The sequence below is a fragment of the uncultured Senegalimassilia sp. genome (genome assembly GCF_934636665.1).
In the GTDB taxonomy this organism is placed as follows: Bacteria; Actinomycetota; Coriobacteriia; order Coriobacteriales; family Eggerthellaceae; genus Senegalimassilia.
The window spans coordinates 89,556-106,612 of the sequence record NZ_CAKUAT010000008.1 but is presented as its reverse complement, the minus strand read 5'-3'; the positions used below and the strand labels follow the sequence as shown (position 1 = coordinate 106,612).

Below are 17,057 nucleotides of genomic sequence, written 5' to 3'. Positions count from 1 at the left end.
GCTTTCGCTCAAGCGCTTTCGTGCTTGGCGCAAGATTGAATAATACGCGCCTCCCCGGGCCGTGTCCAGAACTATTTTGCGATAGGCGTCATCTTCACATTCTGCACACATATGGGGTCCGGGAGGGGTTCGAGGGGGGTGTTGCGGCCCCTTGGGGCTATGAGGGGATTCGGGCGCTTTGCGCCCTTCCCTGTACATTGATGGGGAGCGCCCCGAGGCGGGGTGCGCCGCTCGGCATAGCGGCAATCGCAACTACCGAGGGCAGAGCGCTGGGCGACGCGGGGCGAATCCAGGCTGGTGCCGTTTACATTCGCCAGAATAATGAGGCCAACACATCGTGGGCGTCTCATCCCTATACGCAAACGGAGAGGGCCGATCTTCGACCCCCTCCGTTCGATTCGCTATATATAGTTACAACTTCTAGCGTTGCAGCTAGACCAGGCGCAGGAACTTCTTCTTGCCGACCTGGATCTGCGCGCCCTCGAGACGGGCGGGCTCCAAGTTGTAGGACTTGGGCTCGAGCGCCTCGCCGTTGAGCTTGACGCCGCCGCCGTCGATGAGACGTCGTGCGTCGGAAACGCTTTGCGCTGCGCCGGCATTCACCAGCAGCTTGGCGAAGTATACGGTGCCGTCCTCGCCCGGGGTGAGGTCGGCCTGGAACGTGGGCGCGTCCTCCGGGAAGCCGTGGTCCTTGAACTTCAGGTCGAAGTCGGCTTCCGCCTGCTCGGCCGCAGCCTCATCGTGATAGGCGGCGACGATGTTGCGAGCCAATGCGCGCTTGACCTTGTTGGGATGCAGCTTGTCCGCCTTCAGGTCGGCCTCAAGCTGATCGATTTCGGCAACGGACAACGTGGATGCCAGGCGATAGTACTTGATCATGAGCTCATCGGGGATGGACATGACCTTGCCGAACATATCGTTAGCGTCATCGGTGAGGCCCACGTAGTTGCCGTAGCTTTTCGACATCTTGCGCACGCCGTCGGTGCCCTCGAGCAGCGGCATGGTAAGCGCGATCTGCGGCTCCATGTCCATCTTCTCCATGAGGTCGCGGCCGGCCAGAAGGTTGAACAGCTGGTCGGTGCCGCCCATTTCGACGTCCGCCTTCACCATGACCGAGTCATATGCCTGCATGATGGGATACAGGAACTCATGCATGGCGATGGGCGTTTGGGACTGGTAGCGCTTCGTGAAGTCATCGCGCTCGAGGATGCGGGCGACGGTGAACTTGCTCATAAGGCCGAGGAGGTCCTTGAGATTCAGCGACAAGATCCAATCGGCGTTGTAGACGATCTTCGTTTTCTCGGGGTCCAGGATCTTCATAGCCTGGGCGACGTAGGTTTCGGCGTTGGCCTGCACCTGCTCCTGGGAGAGCTGCGGGCGGGTGGTGTTCTTGCCCGACGGGTCGCCGATGAGCGCCGTGCCGTTGCCGATGATGAGCGTGACGTTATGGCCCAGGTCCTGGAACTGGCGCATCTTGCGCAGCGGAACCGCATGGCCCAGATGCAGGTCGGGGCTGGTGGGGTCGACGCCGAGCTTGATGTTGAGCGGCTTGCCGCGCTTGAGCTTCTCGAGCAGGCCGCTTTCGGGCACGATTTGCGCAGCGCCCGATGCGATGATGTGCAGTTGTTCTTCTGCGGACAGCATGGTTTCCTCTTTCTAAACGAGTATCTTCGGGATTCTAGCACATGCAGCTTATTGCACGCCGCGGAACAGGTGCCCGCTGGTGCAGCCGGGCTCTTTCGGCAGCGCCGCGCCCTGGGCGTGCGCCACATTGCGAGCACGGACGACTCGCTGCACTGCCTGAGTGGTTTCTTGCACGTTCATAAGCGTGCTGTCCACCAGAAGCCAGGTGATGCCAGCCTGAACGATATCGGGGGCGGCATGCGCGACATCAAGCTGCACGCTGTTATAAAGATGGCTGCGACCGAGCTGATCGGATATCACCGGGAAGTCGTAACCCTTGCGATCCTTCAGGAAATGCGGGCTTTTGCGGCGCGCACACGTTGCGCACTCCTGAGCGCAGGGACCCTGGCTCATGAGCATGCAGTGCTCCGTGGTCATGAGCTCCTGACGCCCGATGACGGTAAGGCCGAGCTCGACGGGGCTTTCCTTCGCCAAATCGGAGATTTGGGCCAGGTTGAGCTCGGGCGAGAGCCAGACCCGCTTCGCGCCAAGGCGCGCCGCGGTTTGCAGGGCGAGCGCATTGGTGATAGGCAGGTGCGGACCCACCTCTACGCAAGCGCCCATATCGCGAGCACGGACGAGCTGCCCAAGGCTTTCGGCCATAACCGGCTGATCAGCGTGAACGCTGCGCCAGGCGTCGAAGCCGCATGCATGCTCGCGCGTGAGCTCGCAGTCATCATGGTCGGCGACGGGCAGCACGACGGCGCATGCCTTCGGATAGCTTGCCTGCTCGGCGGTTTCCGAAAGCTGGCCGGCGATGGTGGCCTGGCCATGCGCCAGGTTGACCGCGGGAACGTACACCTCGTCGGCGCCGGCGCGCTTTGCCGCCCGAGCGCAGGCCGGGTTGGTGGCCAGCACCGCGATATGGACGCCGCCGGCATGCGCCGGAAGCATACGGCTTCCCACCTCCACGCGCGGCAACGGGCGCTGGAACGTGCCTTCGAGCAGAGCTTTCTCAAGGGAGTCGAGCGCCTCTGCGCGCACATGATGCAGCTGCGAGAAGCCGATTCCCACGCCCTCATCCATGTCGATATCAAGGTTCACCAGGGAAAATGGAGTCTGCCCCAACCTGTCGATATGGGCACGGACGTCATCTTCGCTAACCGCCTTGGTGCGTGCGGGTTCGATTTGCTGGCCCTCGGCAGCCCCAACGGGCAGCGCGCCCTCGGCAAAGCGCTTGCGGGCGCCGCGCAGCGCGCGCGGGTCGGCGGGGTTGTCGGCCAGGCAAAACTCGATGCGAAGCGGCTGCCCGATGCGCAGACGCGCGCGACCCTGCACCTGGATGCGCGGCAGGCGGTCGTCATCGACGAACGCAGCCTCAGCGCTGCGCACACGGAACACGCGATCGCCCTTCCCCACCGCACGCTCCGGCGCAAGCAGCAGATTGCCATTGCGATCGGTATCCACCTGGGAAACGGTGTAGGCGAAATGGCCTTTGTTCGTCCAAAACTCGAGCACGTCGCCCGCAACGATGGGGCGCTCGCATGCCACGGCAGCCTTTCCGTTCTTGACAGACGCCACACGTCCGACGAACACGCCGCGGTTGTTCGGACGGCCGTAGCTCATGATCTCGTTTCCGCGTTTGCCCTCCAGGTATGCGGTAGTGAAGCCACGGGAGAATGCCTCGGCAAGCTGGGCGTGCTCCTGCTCCGTTCCTCCCGGAGCGGCCCAATCCTGCGCACCGCTTTCGCGCGCGGCGTCGCGCGCCACGAGAACGCGGTCGAGCGCGGCGCGATAAGCGCTGGTTACAGCATAGACATATTCGGGCGACTTCATGCGGCCTTCGATTTTCAGGGACGCCACACCGGCGCGTACCAAATCAGGAAGCAGGTCGATGCTGCACAGATCCTGCGGAGACAGCAGGTGGTCGCCCGGTGCCGGGAGCGGCTTGCTCTTCGCCACGTTATGCAATGCGTACGGCAGGCGGCACGCTTGCGCGCACAAGCCGCGATTGGCCGAGCGCCCGCCGATGAGCGAGGACATGAAGCACTGGCCCGAATAGCACACACACAACGCACCGTGGGCGAACGTCTCGATTTCCAGGCCCAGCTCATCGCCGACCTTCGCCAAATGCTCGATCTCGGGCAGCGACAGCTCGCGCGCGAGCGTCACACGCGCTGCCCCGAGCTGGGCAGCGGCTTGCATACCCGCCTCGTTGTGCGTGTTCATTTGCGTGGAGATATGCAAGCGCGCCTGCGGCAACGTTCGCGAAAGCTCGGAGGCGATGCCGATATCTTGCACGATGAACGCATCGGCGCCGGCGCGATATGCCTGGCGCGCCGTTTCCATGGCGCTGTCGACCTCGCCGGGCAGAATGGCCGTGTTGAGCGTAACGTAGACGTTCACGCCGCGCAGATGCGCGAAAGCGCAAGCGTCGGCGAACGTATCGATGGTGAAATTGTCGGCGCCACGTCGCGCGTTGAACGATTGAAGGCCCAGGTAAACCGCATCGGCGCCGCCACGCACAGCGGCATGGAACGCCGCGATGCCGCCAGCCGGCGCCAGAAGCTCCACTTCTTGATCCATATATTCAACCCCCATTGAGTAGAGAAGACAGCTGCAAGTTCCACGCGGCAGAAGCCGCCTTGTTAATTCCAGTTGCAACAGCATAAGAAAAAAGCCACGGTAGTATAATCGAACAATGAAACTCAGACGAAAACAGCGTGAAATGCGCACCCATGCCGCCGCCTGGCTTTTGCTGGTTATCGTTGCATGCCTGTGTTTCACGGGCTACTGGGGCGTCAAGGGCGCCCTGCGGGTAATGGACGGCTGGTGCGACGACCTTCCACCCATCGAGGACACTGACTTCACCAACCACGCACGGGAATCGGTGATGTATGCCGCCGACGGCTCCACGGTGTTGGCGGAATTCCAGCTGGAAAAGCGCGATCCCGTTGAATCAGACCAGGTCAGCGACCTCGCGAAACAAGCCACAGTGGACACCGAGGACGTGCGCTTCTACCAACATGGAGGGGTTGACCTCCCGGGCATTGCGCGCGCATTCGTCAACAACCTTGCCGGAGGCAGCCTGGAAGGCGCATCCACCATCACGCAGCAGCTTGTGCGCAACACGGTGCTCACCCAAGAGGCCAACGAGATATCGATCGAGCGCAAGGTGCGCGAGGCGCAGTTGGCCATGGATCTTGAGAAGCAGTACAGCAAAGACGAGCTGCTTATGATGTACTTGAACACCGTGAACTACGGCGATGGCTGCTACGGCATACAGGCAGCTGCGCAAAACTATTTCCAAACCGATGCTGCCGATTTGAGCCTTACGCAAGCCGCCACCTTGGCCGGCATTCCGCAGTCGCCGACGTTCCTGAATCCGAAAACGTATCCCGACGCAGCGCTGGAGCGCCGCAACCTTGTCCTTGAGCGCATGCTGTCCGCCGGCGATATCACCCAAGAACAGTGCGACGCCGCGCAGGCCGAGCCGCTGAACCTCGATCCCGCTCCGGAGGTTCCGGAGGACGGCATTTACGCATACCCGTATTTCACCAGCTATGTGCGCAACCTCCTTATGGAGGAGGACAATCCCTTCGGATGCTCGTATGCCAGCCTGTTCGAAGGCGGGCTGACCATCCGCACCACCTTGAACCCCTCCTTGCAAGATGACGCGGAGGCGGCATGCGCCGCGCAGCGAGCCCGCATGAGCGGAGACCTTGATGCATCCCTAGTTGCCATCGACCCCGCAACGGGCTATGTCGAAGCCATGGTCGGCGGTGGCGACTACGATATCAGCCAGGTGAACATCGCCACAGGAGCGGGCGGCGGAGGCCGCCAAGCGGGATCGACGTTCAAGGCGTTCACGCTTGCGGCAGCTATAGAAAAGGGAATCTCGCCTCAAACGCGCATCAACTGCTCCTCCCCTATGACCAAGGAGGTCGACGGCAGGGAGCAGACATTCGAAAACTTCGACAACATCGATTACGGGGTGCGCACCATCCAGAGCGCCACAGCTGTTTCGGCGAATACGGGGTACTTGCGACTTTCCGAGGAAATCGGGCAAGCCGCAACGACAGAGATGGCCGAACGACTGGGCGTCGAGTCGCCGATGAGCACGGTGTACACCACAACGTTGGGCGTAGCCAGCGTGACTCCGCTCGATATGGCCAGCGCCTATGCAACGCTTGCAAGCGGCGGCACCAAGCGTGAGCCGGTTGTGATCACGGAAATCGAAGACAAGGACGGCAACATCATCTACAAGGCCGATGACACCTCGAAACGCGTGATAAGCGAAGAAGTTGCCGGCGCGACCACTAAAGTGCTTCGACAGGTCTTCGAGGCGTCTGATGGCACGGCGCAAACCGCGAAGCTTGGCAACGGCCAGCCCGTTGCGGGCAAAACGGGCACTTCGACCGATTTCGCCGACCATTGGCTGGTCGGGTACACCCCATCGCTTTCGGTGGCAACCTGGATCGGCAATCCTGCCGGAAGCATAGCCACGGACACGCAGCTGAACTGCAACGCCCTGTGGAAGGACTTCATGGACCGCGCATGCGCGGATAAGGCGGTCGAGCAATTCCCCGAGACGAAAGCCCCCAGCTACAACAATGCCTTCAACGAGAAGCAGAAAGCAGCGCTTGGCGCTGAGGAGGAGAAACCTTCCGAGAAGCAGACGCCCACGACGATAACCTCAGGTTCGCAAACCGCAGCCTCATCGCAGGTTGGCAACGCAGCAAGCTCGAAAACGCCGCCGGACGCCACGGGCAAAACGCTTGAAGAAGCGAAAGAGCTGCTGAAAGATTGGAAGGCCGGCTCGGTGACGGAATACTCGAGCACTGTGCCGAAGGATAGCGTGATCAGGCAATATATTGCCAGCGACGGCATGGTGGTGGTCGTGCTATCCACCGGCCCGAAAACCAACTAGCAAATCCAATCGCCGTTTGGTTGCGCGGCGCGGTCAGCACAAGCCGAGTTTCGCCAAGGAACTTCGCAAGCAGCTTGGCGAAGAAGCGTTAGATGCCGGAATACCCAAACGCTACGAAAACGAGGACGACCCCCGCGAAACGGTGTCGCGGGGGTCGTCCTCGTTTTCGTCTTGCCGTCATCGGCCTTAGGCTCGATGACGGCATTATCTTCTAGAAGGCCTTATTGCGGAAGATCAGCGGCGGTTTTGTCGCCTTCCTGCAGCTTTTCGATACCGCTGTTGTAAGCGGCTTGAATATCAGCAAGGCGCTGGTCGTACGTAGACCAATCGAACGGCTGCGCATCCGTTGCGCAGTCGATTTCCGTGTACAGCTCAATATAGGCGTTCAAGGCGTTTTCCAGCTGCTCGCTGCCGTCGACATAGCACTGCTTCACGTCTTTGAGGGCATCGGGCGCCTCTTGGCTATCAAGCTCATCGAGGGCTTTAAAGGCGTTGTCCGCCTGAGTGCGCATGGTGACCACATCGCCACGGGACACGGCATCCGAAAAACCGTTCAAACGGGTTTGCAGCGTTTCCATGGTTTGATTGACCTGCGTCATATAGGCACGGTTGTCAGACTGCGCCTGCGATGCCGCAGAGGTTTGCTGCTGGGGCATGCAGCCGCCTAGCACGGCAACGCTCAACGCCGCAGCGCAAACCGTTGCCGTCAGTTTTATCATCGTGTGAGCCATTTCCGGTCCTGTTCTACCTGTTGCCAAACCATATCTTACTGGGTTGCCGCACCGCCGCCGGCGGATGCGCCCCCGGAAGCTGCGCCCTCTCCGGTTGCCGACCCGGCGCCGCCTCCGCCGGTCGTACCGCCGGTTGCCGACCCGGTGCCGCCTCCCGTTGCGCCGCCGGTCGTTGCGCCGCCGGTTGCACTGCCGTTACCGGAGGCCGTGCCGCCTGAGGCGTTCCCGTTTGTGCTGCCGGTACCGTAACTATTGGAGTTGCCATTAGCCGTGCCGTACTGGCTGTTGCTAGAGCCGGTGGAACTGTCGTTTTGGTTAGCGCTCGAGTTTCCAGCGGAGTTCGTGCTGTTGGAGGACGAGCTGGAAGACGTCGTCCCGATATGGTACGTGGCATTCGAGAACGCCTTGTACGTGGGGTTCGAAGCCTGAGGGAACGTTTCGGTTTGCTTGCCGTACAGCGCCGCCGTCATGAACTTCTTGAACACGTCCGCCGCGCTAACGTCGGTGGGAATAGTTTCCTGGTTGGACGGATCGCCGAACCAGATGGCGACGGACAGCTGCGGCGTGATACCGCAGAACGTGATGTCATGGTACTCGCTGGAAGTACCCGTCTTCGCCGCCACTTCCTGGCCGTTATCGAGCTTGGCCAGCGTGCCAGTGCCTTCGGAGGTGTTCACGACGCCCTTCATGACCTCGGTTGCCGCGTGGGCTACTTCGGCGGAGATGACCTGCGTCCCCGACGGATGGCTGTTATCCACGATAAGGTTGTTGTTCTTGTCGTAAATCTTCAGGATGGGCTGCGCATCGTACTTCGTGCCGCCATTGGCGATGCAGGCATACGCATCCGCCATGTCGAGCATAGTGACGTTGGACTGGCCAAGCGTCAGCGACGGATTAGCGTTGAGCGTGGAGGTGATTCCCATCTTCTTCGCGGCATCGATGACCTTTTGGGTTCCCAACGCCATTTGCAGTCGCACGAAACCGGTGTTGGACGACACGGCGAACGCACGCGCGATGCTGCGGGTTCCGTAGTTGATATTGTTGATGTTCTGCAGCGGATTGGAGCTATCGTATCCGGTATCGGGGATCACCGAAGGCGAAGAGCAATCCACCATGGTTTGCGGGTCGATGCCCTCTTCCAAAGCCGCGATCAGCGTGAACGTCTTGAAGGACGAACCGCAAGGACGGCCGCCGTTGGTTCCCTCGCCGGTTGCCAGGTTGGTCTTTTGCGTGTCCCAATCCTTACCGCCGACCAATGCACGGATGAAACCCGTGGAAGGATCGATTGCCACGAGCGAACCGCTGATCGCATCGCTCAGGCCTTCTTCCTTCGTGCGGACGGCATCCTCTGCGGCCTCTTGGGTGTCAACGTCAAGGGTGGTGACGACGGTTAGCCCGCCCTTGAATACATCGAGCTGGGAGTACTGGTCGGAAAGCACGTTTTTGACGTAACTGGTGAAGTACGGGTACTTCTCGATGCCATCCGAAGAGGGCACGGAAGGATTGAGCACCAGATCCTGGGCTTTTGCGGAGTCGTGCTCTTCCTGAGTGATATAGCCGTTCGTCAGCATGCGATCGAGGACCAGATTACGACGCGCATAGCAATTGTCCGGATAATCGATAGGGTTGTTATACGTAGGCGATTGGGGAATGCCGACAAGCGCCGCCGCTTCCGCCAGCGTCAAATCGGTTGCATCCTTGGAGAAATATCGCTGAGAAGCCGCCTGGATACCATAAGCACCCGAACCGTAATTCACGGTGTTCAGGTACATGAGAAGGATGTCGTTTTTCGAGTACATCTCCTCGATTTTGACGGAAAGGTACATCTCGCGGACCTTGCGCTTAAGCGAGATATCGTTCATCTCGTCGGCGAGCACCGTGTTGCGCACGAACTGCTGCGTAATGGTGGAAGCGCCTTCGCGACCAGACCCCGTAAGCGTGACGAACGCGGCACGTGCGATGCCGACCAGGTCAAAGCCGCCATGGTCGTAGAATCGCTCGTCCTCCGTTGCCACAGTGCCCTGCATCACGTACTTGCTGATGCCGCTCAGCTCCACCGGCTCGCGGTTTTCCACCTGGAAACGCGCAAGCTGCGTGTTCTCATCGGATGCAAGCACCGTAGTCGGCGCAGACGAATTCAGCTCGGATACTTCCGAGACATCATAGGTTTTCAGGTCGCCGATCCAGGAATCGCCCAAGACGAAAACGCCTATGCAACCGGCGAGGCAAATAGCCGCGATGATACTGAGAAATGCAAGCAGGCCGACAAAAGGACGCTTTTTCTTAATGCTCGGCCTGTTCTTTATCGAACGAGAAGCCACGAACCACCTCCAAGAAACTTGGGTAATTGTACCATCGGGGGAAATAGGGTTTTCAAAGCACACAAGTTCGTAGCAAAAAAGCCAAGGGCGGCCAAGGAATCGACTGTCATTCCCTTGGCCGCCCTTTTGCTTTTCGAGGCGTTGCGGCTATAGCAGCGACTCATCTACGGCAAGCGCCGATTTAGCTTTCCCCATCTGCTGGGCCACAGCCGCTTCGCCCGTTCCCCCTTCCGTGGTTCGAGCAGCCACGATGCTGGGAAGATCGAGCGCTTTGACGATGTCCTCCTCGAACAACGGGCTTGCCGCCTTGAAGTCGTCGAACGACAGGTCGTCGAGGTTGCAACCGCGCTGCTCGCACAGCAACACCAAATGCCCCACCACTTCATGCGCATGACGGAACGGAAGGCCCTTCTTCGCCAAGTAGTCAGCCACATCCGTCGCCGCCAAATGGCCGAGTTTCGCCTGCTTGAGCATGTTCTCCGGCTTGATGCTCATGGTTTCTATCATTCCCGCGGCGCATTGCAGGCAATCTTCCAGCGTTTTCGTCGAATCGATTACCCCGTACTTGTCTTCTTGAAGGTCCTTGTTGTAGGCAAGGGGAAGCGCCTTCATAGTCACCAGCAACGACACCAAATTGCCGACCACGCGACCGGTTTTGCCGCGGATCAGCTCGGCAAAATCGGGGTTCTTCTTTTGAGGCATGATGGACGAACCCGTGGAGAACGCGTCGGACAGCTCGATGAAGCCGAACTCGGACGTTGACCAAAGCACCAGCTCCTCGCACAGACGCGACAGATGCATGCAGGAAACGGCGCAAGCGTAATCCAAGTCAAGCAGGAAATCGCGGTCCGACACGGCATCGAGCGAGTTCGGGACAACCGAAGCGAAACCCAATTCCCCTGCCGTCATCTGCCGATCAAGCGGATACGTTGTCCCAGCCAGCGCAGCTGCGCCCAGCGGACAGGCGTCGGCCGCATCTCGTGCAGCCTGAAGGCGCCGATAATCGCGTGCAAGCATCCACACATACGCAAGCATATGGTGCGAGAACAGGACCGGTTGCGCATGCTGCATGTGGGTATAACCAGGCAGGATAACATCGAAATTCGCCTCGGCCTGGCCTATGAGCGCATGACGCAGCGTAACATTGGCGCGCATCAAGTCGGTTGCTCGCTGCTTAGCATACAGACGCGTATCCGTTGCAACCTGATCGTTGCGGCTGCGGCCTGTGTGCAAACGCGCTCCCGCATCGCCGATTTCAGCAGTGAGCGCCTTTTCCACCGACATATGGATATCCTCGTCGTTGATATCGAACGAGAAACCACCTGACTCGATATCGGCTTTGATGCGATCAAGCCCCGCAGCGATTTGCCGAGCGTCCTCTTCCGAGATCACGCCGACCTTCGCCAGCATCTTCGCATGGGCCTTCGACCCTGCGATATCCTGTGCATACAGAGCCTTATCAACAGGCAGCGAGGCGCCGAAGCGTTGCGTGAACTCGCTAACGTTTTCCGTGAATCTGCCGGACCAGAGAGCCATAGGTTACTCCGTTTCCTTGTGGGCCTCAGCGGCAGCTTCCTGACGGAACAGCGGCGTGACGTCTTCGTAACGGCCGCGCTTGAGGGGGCCCTTTTCATTTTGAGCATCGAACAGCTCGGCAGGAGCGCCTTCCTGACGACGATTGACTGCCCAGGTTTTCGTGGACAGCGTCTGAATCTCGATAAAGCCCTTGGCTGCGTCGCGATTAAAGGTATCTCCCTTGTCGTACGTTGCCAGACCCTGATCATAGAGCGAGTATGCGGACTTGCGACCGACCACCGTGCAGGAGCCCTTGAAGAACTTCAAGCGGATGGTGCCGTACAGGCAGCGCTGCGTAGAAGCCATAAATGCATCGATAGCCTCTTTTAGCGGCGAGAACCATTGGCCGTTATAAACGCAATTCGCCCAGGTTTGCTCCAGCGCAAGCTTGTGATGCAGGACCTCGCGCTCAAGAACCAGATCCTCCAGCGCCTTATGCGCCTCGATCAGAGCCATTCCCGCAGGGGCTTCATAGCATTCGCGGCTTTTGACGCCTACCAAGCGGTTCTCGATCATGTCGATACGACCGTAACCGTGCTTGCCCGCAATCTCATTGAGCTCGTAAATGATGCCCAGATAGCTCTTCTGGTTGCCGTTGATCGCATAGGGCACTCCACGAGCGAAGGTGAGCTCCACATATTCCGGCTGATCAGGCGCCTGCATGGGATCAGCGGTCATGGTATAGATATCCGCAGGCGGCTCGATCCAAGGATCTTCCAGTACGCCGCACTCGATTGCGCGGCCCCACAGGTTGTCATCGATGGAGTATGGGGAATCCTTGGTGGCACCGACCTCCACGCCATGAGCCTGAGCCCACTCGATCTCATCGGGACGGGTAAGCAGATTCCACTCGCGAACCGGAGCCAAAATCTTCAGCGACGGATCGAGCATGGTGATGCTGGATTCGAAACGCACCTGGTCATTGCCCTTGCCCGTGCATCCGTGAGCGATATACTTTGCACCGAACTTATGCGCAGCATCCACAAGATGCTTCGAGATCAAAGGACGAGAAAGCGCCGACACCAGCGGGTACTTGTTCTCGTACATGGCGTTAGCCGCAAGCGCCTTCGTAAGGTATTCCTGCGCAAACATCTGGCGCATATCCACTACGATGCACTCGAGGGCACCGACGCGCAAAGCCTTTTCCTTGACCTTCTCAAGGCCATCGTGCTCCTGCCCCACATCGCCAACTACGGCGATGACGTCGAGGTTCATTTCATCCTGCAACCACTTTATGCAGCAAGATGTATCAAGACCACCGGAATATGCAAGTACTACTTTGTCTTTCTGCTCTGCCATGATAATCGGCCCTTTCGTCTGCGATTCGTTTTGCAATAAGGTGAGTTGGGTCCACGAGTGCCACAAGATACAGGTATGCCCCGTACTGCCTGGTTACAGACTAGTTTCCCAAGTGAAATTTCCTGAAACTACAGTAATCCCTTAGGAATTATACGTGCACAATTATCCAGAGATGACGCGCAGCGCAATGATGTAACAACTTGTAAATACAACGTGGAATATGCAAAGATAACCGTCTTTGCAACGGTAGAAAAACTAGACGATTATCGTCGTCGCAGACGGTCGATGGCTCGCTCGACCTCCACCGCAGCCTCGGGGCTTTCTGCTGCGATCATAATGGTGTTGTCGCCGGCAACGGTGCCGAGCGCTCCACGCAGGCTGGCTTTGTCAAGGGCTGCGGAGACGCCGGCAGCACCGCCGGAGAACGTCTTCACGACAACCAGATTACCAGCGACGTGCACCTCTTCAACTAATTCGGAAACCATGCGCTGAAGACGCATTTCCTCAGGGAGGACATAATAACCCTCGCGAGACTTCACGAGGCCCATGTCCATGATATCGCGGGAAATGGTAGCCTGAGTGCACTCGTAGCCGGCAGACTGCAGCTGATTAGCGAGATCGCGCTGCGTCTTGACATTGCGATCGCGAATGATGTCGCGAATCACGTCATGTCTTTGTTGCCGTTTCCTCATGCCTCGTTACTTCCCGCCCCAGATGGGGCATTGTACCCGGTTTCCTCCAATGATTCCTGATGCATATGCAAAATAGTGTAAGTGCCATCAAGAATATGCAATTCATAATACCGCAAGATTCGATGATCAGCGAGATGAAATTTAAATTAGCGAAGAATATGCCGCTTCCCTTGTATCGGCGAAACGTTGCCCCGAAATCCCATCCGCATGGATGCCAAGGGTCCACGCCGCAACATGGACCCTTGGCAAGCGTTATAGAGCCCTTAGGCTTCGATCATCTGGTTCAGACGCTCGACCATTGCATCGATATCGCCCTTCTCGCACACCAACGGCGGAAGGAAGCGCAGGGTATGGGCGCCCGTAGCGTTGAGCAGCAGGCCCTTGCCCAGCGCCTTCTGAACCAAAGCAGGCGCATCAACCGATTCATCAAGGTCGATGGCGTTCATGAGGCCAACGCCGCGGACCTCCTTGACCTTGGACACGCCGGCAAGCTGTTGGCGCATGTATTCGCCGGTTTCCTGCACATGCTGCTGAAAACCATTGGAAAGCGTATCAAGCGTTGCCGTTGCGGCCGCCACTGCCAAGCAGCTGCCGCCAAACGTGGTACCGTGGTCGCCAGGCTGATACGCCTTTGCGATATGGGCGGGGGCAGCACAGGCGCCCATGGGCATTCCACTGGCGATGCCCTTCGCCATGGTCACGATATCGGGGGTGACTCCGAAATGCTGGAAGCCAAACGGGGTACCGCAACGGAAGATTCCGGTTTGAACCTCGTCGCACACCATAAGAGCGCCATGCTCCTTGGTAAGATTGCGCACCGCCTCCAGGAATTCCTTCGTGCACGGATGCACGCCGCTTTCGCCTTGGATGCACTCGAGCATGACGGCGCAGATATCATGGCCCTGCTGCTCGAACAAACGGGTAAGAGCCTGAACGTCATTGATAGGCGTGCTTACGAAACCGCCGGGCAAGGGCTGGAACGCCTCCTGCTTCGCAGGCTGAGCAGTGGCCGCAAGCGTTGCGAGGGTTCGTCCATGGAAGCTGCGATCAAGGACCACGATGGTGCGCGGAGCGCCATCGAACGCCTGCTTGACCTGGGCCTCATCCGCTCCTGCGGCACGAGCGGCCTCTTCGGCGTTCTTACGCGCATACAAGCGAGCGAGCTTGATAGCGCACTCGTTCGCCTCAGCTCCGGAGTTTGCGTAGAACGTCTGCCACGACTCGGGGCTTGCCGGATCCCCACCATTGAGCAGCCCAGAGATTTTGCGGGAGAGTTCACCGCGACCCTCGATGTAGTAGTAATTGCTCACGTGGATCAGACGCTGAGACTGGTCTTGCAGAGCCTTGGTGATGACAGGATGGCAATGACCAAGACTGCATACGCCGATGCCCGCGATGAAGTCGAGGTATTTATTGCCTTCGGCATCTTCGACTTCCATGCCCTTGCCGGAAACGAGCTCGACGGGCTTACGGGCGAACGTATGCATCACATACTGCGATTCAAGTTCCTGCTGTTGCTCTAGCGACATGCTATCAACTTCCTTCATAAGGTAACGGTTGCTTTAATGCACGGAAGAACCTTGGATAGAGGCTTTCTGAGCGGCCTCGACTTCTTCACGGTTCTCCAGAAGCTTCGAAGCGAATTTGCCCAGAGGATGGCTATCGAAACGATAGGCCTCCTCGGTGGAATGCATGGTCGTGCCGACGCCGGTGCTGGTAAGCATTTCGAGCAGCAGAGCGTGAGGCGTGGTTCCGTTAATGATATGCGCACGCTGCACGCCGTTTTCCAGCGCGTGGATGCACGACTTGAGTTTCGGAATCATGCCCGTGGACACCACGTTGTTCTCGACCATATAACGAGCCTCGAACACGGTAAGGTTGGAGATGAGCGAGCTTTTATCCTCGAAGTTTTCGTACAGACCGTCGACGTCGGTGAGGAATACCGCCTTGTGAGCGCCGATGGCAGCAGCGATATGGCCGGCAACCATGTCGGCGTTCACGTTGTAGAAGCCGCCGTCCTCTCCGATTGCGACCGACGCGATAACCGGAATATAATCCGACGCCACCAAGTCATCGAGCAGCGGGCGATTGATACGCGTGATGCGGCCGACACGGCCCAGATCAGGACTCGCCTGCTCGGCCACGATAACGCCGCCGTCAGCGCCGGAGACGCCCACGGCGAAATTGCCATGATGGTTCAAGGCCTCGACCAATTCCTGATTGACCTCGCCCATAAGGACGGTGCGGACAAGATTCATGGCCTCAGGCGTGGTAACGCGCTGGCCGTCCTTGAACTCGACGGGGAATTCCATGAGGTCCATCGCCCTAGTGATGGCCTTTCCGCCGCCATGGACGATGACAGGATTCACGCCGACGATCTTGAGCAGCACGATGTCGCTCATGACATCCGCGCGCAGCTTCTCGTCGACCATGGCGGATCCGCCGTATTTGATGACCACGGTTTTACCCGTGATGTTTTTGATCCACGGCAGCGCCTCGACGAGGATCTTAGCTGCCTCAGTTGATGCGCCCTCGGGGCGCGTATCCTTTGCGTACTTCATGAGCGGTAATCTCCATTGATAGTGACGTATTCGTGCGAGAAATCGCATGTCCACATGGTTGTTGCGCAGTTGCCGGCGCCAAGGTCGACGTCGATGACCACTTCGGGCTCCTCGAAACGGCGAAGCGCCTCGTCCTCATCAAATTCCACGGTTAAGCCTTTTCGGCATACCGGAAGCCCCATGATATCGATGGCGACATCGCCTTGGGAGAACGCCGCGCCGGACCTGCCGAGCGCTGCGGCGATACGACCCCAATTAGCATCGTGTCCGTAAACCGCCGTTTTCACCAACGGCGAATTCGCTACGGTACGCGCCGCCTTGTCCGCATCCTCCGGATTTGCGGCTCCCGCTACGTTAACGGTGATGAGGCGCGTAGCGCCTTCGCCATCGACCGCCATCTCGCGGGCAAGCGCAACGCAAACGGTGCGCAGTGCGTTCTCGAACGCGTCGAAGACAGGCGTACCGGGCTGCATGCACGCAGCGCCTTGCGGCGCTGCCGCACCGCTTGCCATAAGGAAGCACGAGTCGTTCGTGGAGGTGTCGGAGTCGACGGTGATCTTGTTGAAGCTAATCCCCACCGCCTTCGAAAGAGCCTCATGCAAGTGGTTTGCGGCAATGGGCGCATCGGTGGTGATGACGCTGATCATGGTGGCCATATTGGGCATGATCATGCCCGAGCCCTTTGCCATGCCGCCCACCGTGAACATGCATCCATCGTAGCCCAAGCCGTTACCGCTAAACGTTACGGCGAATTCCTTCGGCTTGGTGTCCGTCGTCATGATGGCGCGAGCCGCATCGGCACCTCCCGCAGCAGACAGCGCCGAGACGGCCAGAGGCGCGCCGCTTTCAAAAGGCTCCATCTGCAGATGCTGGCCGATAACGCCCGTGGACGCCACCAAAACCTCTTGCGCCGGGCAACCGAGTGCATCGGCGACGATGCTGGACGATTGGCGCGCCGTCTGAAGGCCCTTGTCTCCGGTAGCCGCATTTGCGATACCCGAGTTGATGGCCACTGCACGCGCGATGCCATACCCTGCACCATCAAGGTGCTCCTTGGACACCGTGACCGGAGCCGAGCAGAATACGTTCGTGGTGAACACCGCGGCACACGCCGCCGGTTGATCAGCTGCCACCAGCGCAAAATCCAAACGCTTTGGATCAGCGCGGAATCCTGCGTGGATGCCGCAAGCCTTGAAACCCTTCGCCGACGCAACGCCGCCTGCCGGCAAAAACGGCAGATCTGCGTAGGAGTCGGCGGTGCTTGCGTTATGCAGAGGTTTCACCGCGTTCCCCTTAGACGCAGCGGAAACTGCATGAGTCATTAC

The 17,057-nt window shown here is 59.1% G+C and carries 11 protein-coding genes; 1 reads left to right on the top strand and 10 read right to left on the bottom strand.

The features are described 5' to 3' along the window. Positions 1–432: 432 nt before the first annotated feature. Both tyrS and Q0G75_RS04805 read right to left on the bottom strand, forming a co-directional pair. Positions 433–1,644: a tyrosine--tRNA ligase gene (gene tyrS, locus Q0G75_RS04810; RefSeq protein WP_294361509.1), complete on the bottom strand. Its 1,212-nt coding sequence runs from the start codon at positions 1,642–1,644 to the stop codon at positions 433–435. Between the two features lie 48 nt (positions 1,645–1,692). Next, positions 1,693–4,209, bottom strand: coding sequence for a U32 family peptidase (locus Q0G75_RS04805; RefSeq protein ID WP_294415644.1), 2,517 nt, complete (start codon positions 4,207–4,209; stop codon positions 1,693–1,695). A gap of 142 nt (positions 4,210–4,351) precedes the next feature. On the opposite strand from Q0G75_RS04805, the gene Q0G75_RS04800 reads away from it, so the two are divergent. Then, positions 4,352–6,553 carry a transglycosylase domain-containing protein gene (locus Q0G75_RS04800; RefSeq protein WP_294415647.1) on the top strand — a complete coding sequence of 734 codons (2,202 nt, stop codon included), beginning with the start codon at positions 4,352–4,354 and terminating at the stop codon, positions 6,551–6,553. 221 nt (positions 6,554–6,774) lie between these two features. Here Q0G75_RS04800 and Q0G75_RS04795 read toward each other — a convergent pair whose 3' ends face one another. From Q0G75_RS04795 to argJ, 8 genes are all read right to left on the bottom strand, one after another. Next, complete coding sequence (locus Q0G75_RS04795; RefSeq protein WP_294415649.1) at positions 6,775–7,284, bottom strand: hypothetical protein; 510 nt, start codon at positions 7,282–7,284, stop codon at positions 6,775–6,777. A 35-nt stretch (positions 7,285–7,319) separates the two neighbouring features. After that, entirely contained in the window at positions 7,320–9,482 is a 2,163-nt protein-coding gene (locus tag Q0G75_RS04790; RefSeq protein ID WP_294415650.1) for a transglycosylase domain-containing protein, read from the bottom strand. Between the two features lie 270 nt (positions 9,483–9,752). Further along, entirely contained in the window at positions 9,753–11,141 is a 1,389-nt protein-coding gene (argH, locus tag Q0G75_RS04785) for an argininosuccinate lyase (RefSeq protein ID WP_294415652.1), read from the bottom strand. Positions 11,142–11,144: 3 nt separating this feature from the next. Continuing rightward, entirely contained in the window at positions 11,145–12,479 is a 1,335-nt protein-coding gene (locus Q0G75_RS04780) for an argininosuccinate synthase (RefSeq protein WP_294415653.1), read from the bottom strand. Between the two features lie 263 nt (positions 12,480–12,742). Continuing rightward, a complete protein-coding gene (locus Q0G75_RS04775; RefSeq protein ID WP_042436819.1) occupies positions 12,743–13,171 on the bottom strand; it encodes an arginine repressor in 429 nt (142 codons plus the stop codon). 263 nt (positions 13,172–13,434) lie between these two features. Next, positions 13,435–14,700: an acetylornithine/succinylornithine family transaminase gene (locus Q0G75_RS04770; protein WP_294415655.1), complete on the bottom strand. Its 1,266-nt coding sequence runs from the start codon at positions 14,698–14,700 to the stop codon at positions 13,435–13,437. 33 nt (positions 14,701–14,733) lie between these two features. Then, positions 14,734–15,732, bottom strand: a complete 999-nt coding sequence (argB, locus tag Q0G75_RS04765) for an acetylglutamate kinase (protein WP_294415657.1) — start codon at positions 15,730–15,732, stop codon at positions 14,734–14,736. Then, a complete protein-coding gene (argJ, locus tag Q0G75_RS04760) occupies positions 15,729–17,054 on the bottom strand; it encodes a bifunctional glutamate N-acetyltransferase/amino-acid acetyltransferase ArgJ (protein ID WP_294415658.1) in 1,326 nt (441 codons plus the stop codon). Before argJ ends, argB begins: the two co-directional genes overlap by 4 nt. Positions 17,055–17,057: the final 3 nt, after the last annotated feature.

Coding starts and splice junctions, on each gene's coding strand:
- argB (WP_294415657.1), bottom strand. CDS start 15,732: ATGAAGTACGCAAAGGATACGCGCCCCGAGGGCGCATCAACTGAGGCA.
- Q0G75_RS04780 (WP_294415653.1), bottom strand. CDS start 12,479: ATGGCAGAGCAGAAAGACAAAGTAGTACTTGCATATTCCGGTGGTCTT.
- argJ (WP_294415658.1), bottom strand. CDS start 17,054: ATGACTCATGCAGTTTCCGCTGCGTCTAAGGGGAACGCGGTGAAACCT.
- Q0G75_RS04775 (WP_042436819.1), bottom strand. CDS start 13,171: ATGAGGAAACGGCAACAAAGACATGACGTGATTCGCGACATCATTCGC.
- Q0G75_RS04805 (WP_294415644.1), bottom strand. CDS start 4,209: ATGGATCAAGAAGTGGAGCTTCTGGCGCCGGCTGGCGGCATCGCGGCG.
- Q0G75_RS04800 (WP_294415647.1), top strand. CDS start 4,352: ATGCGCACCCATGCCGCCGCCTGGCTTTTGCTGGTTATCGTTGCATGC.
- tyrS (WP_294361509.1), bottom strand. CDS start 1,644: ATGCTGTCCGCAGAAGAACAACTGCACATCATCGCATCGGGCGCTGCG.
- argH (WP_294415652.1), bottom strand. CDS start 11,141: ATGGCTCTCTGGTCCGGCAGATTCACGGAAAACGTTAGCGAGTTCACG.
- Q0G75_RS04795 (WP_294415649.1), bottom strand. CDS start 7,284: ATGGCTCACACGATGATAAAACTGACGGCAACGGTTTGCGCTGCGGCG.
- Q0G75_RS04770 (WP_294415655.1), bottom strand. CDS start 14,700: ATGTCGCTAGAGCAACAGCAGGAACTTGAATCGCAGTATGTGATGCAT.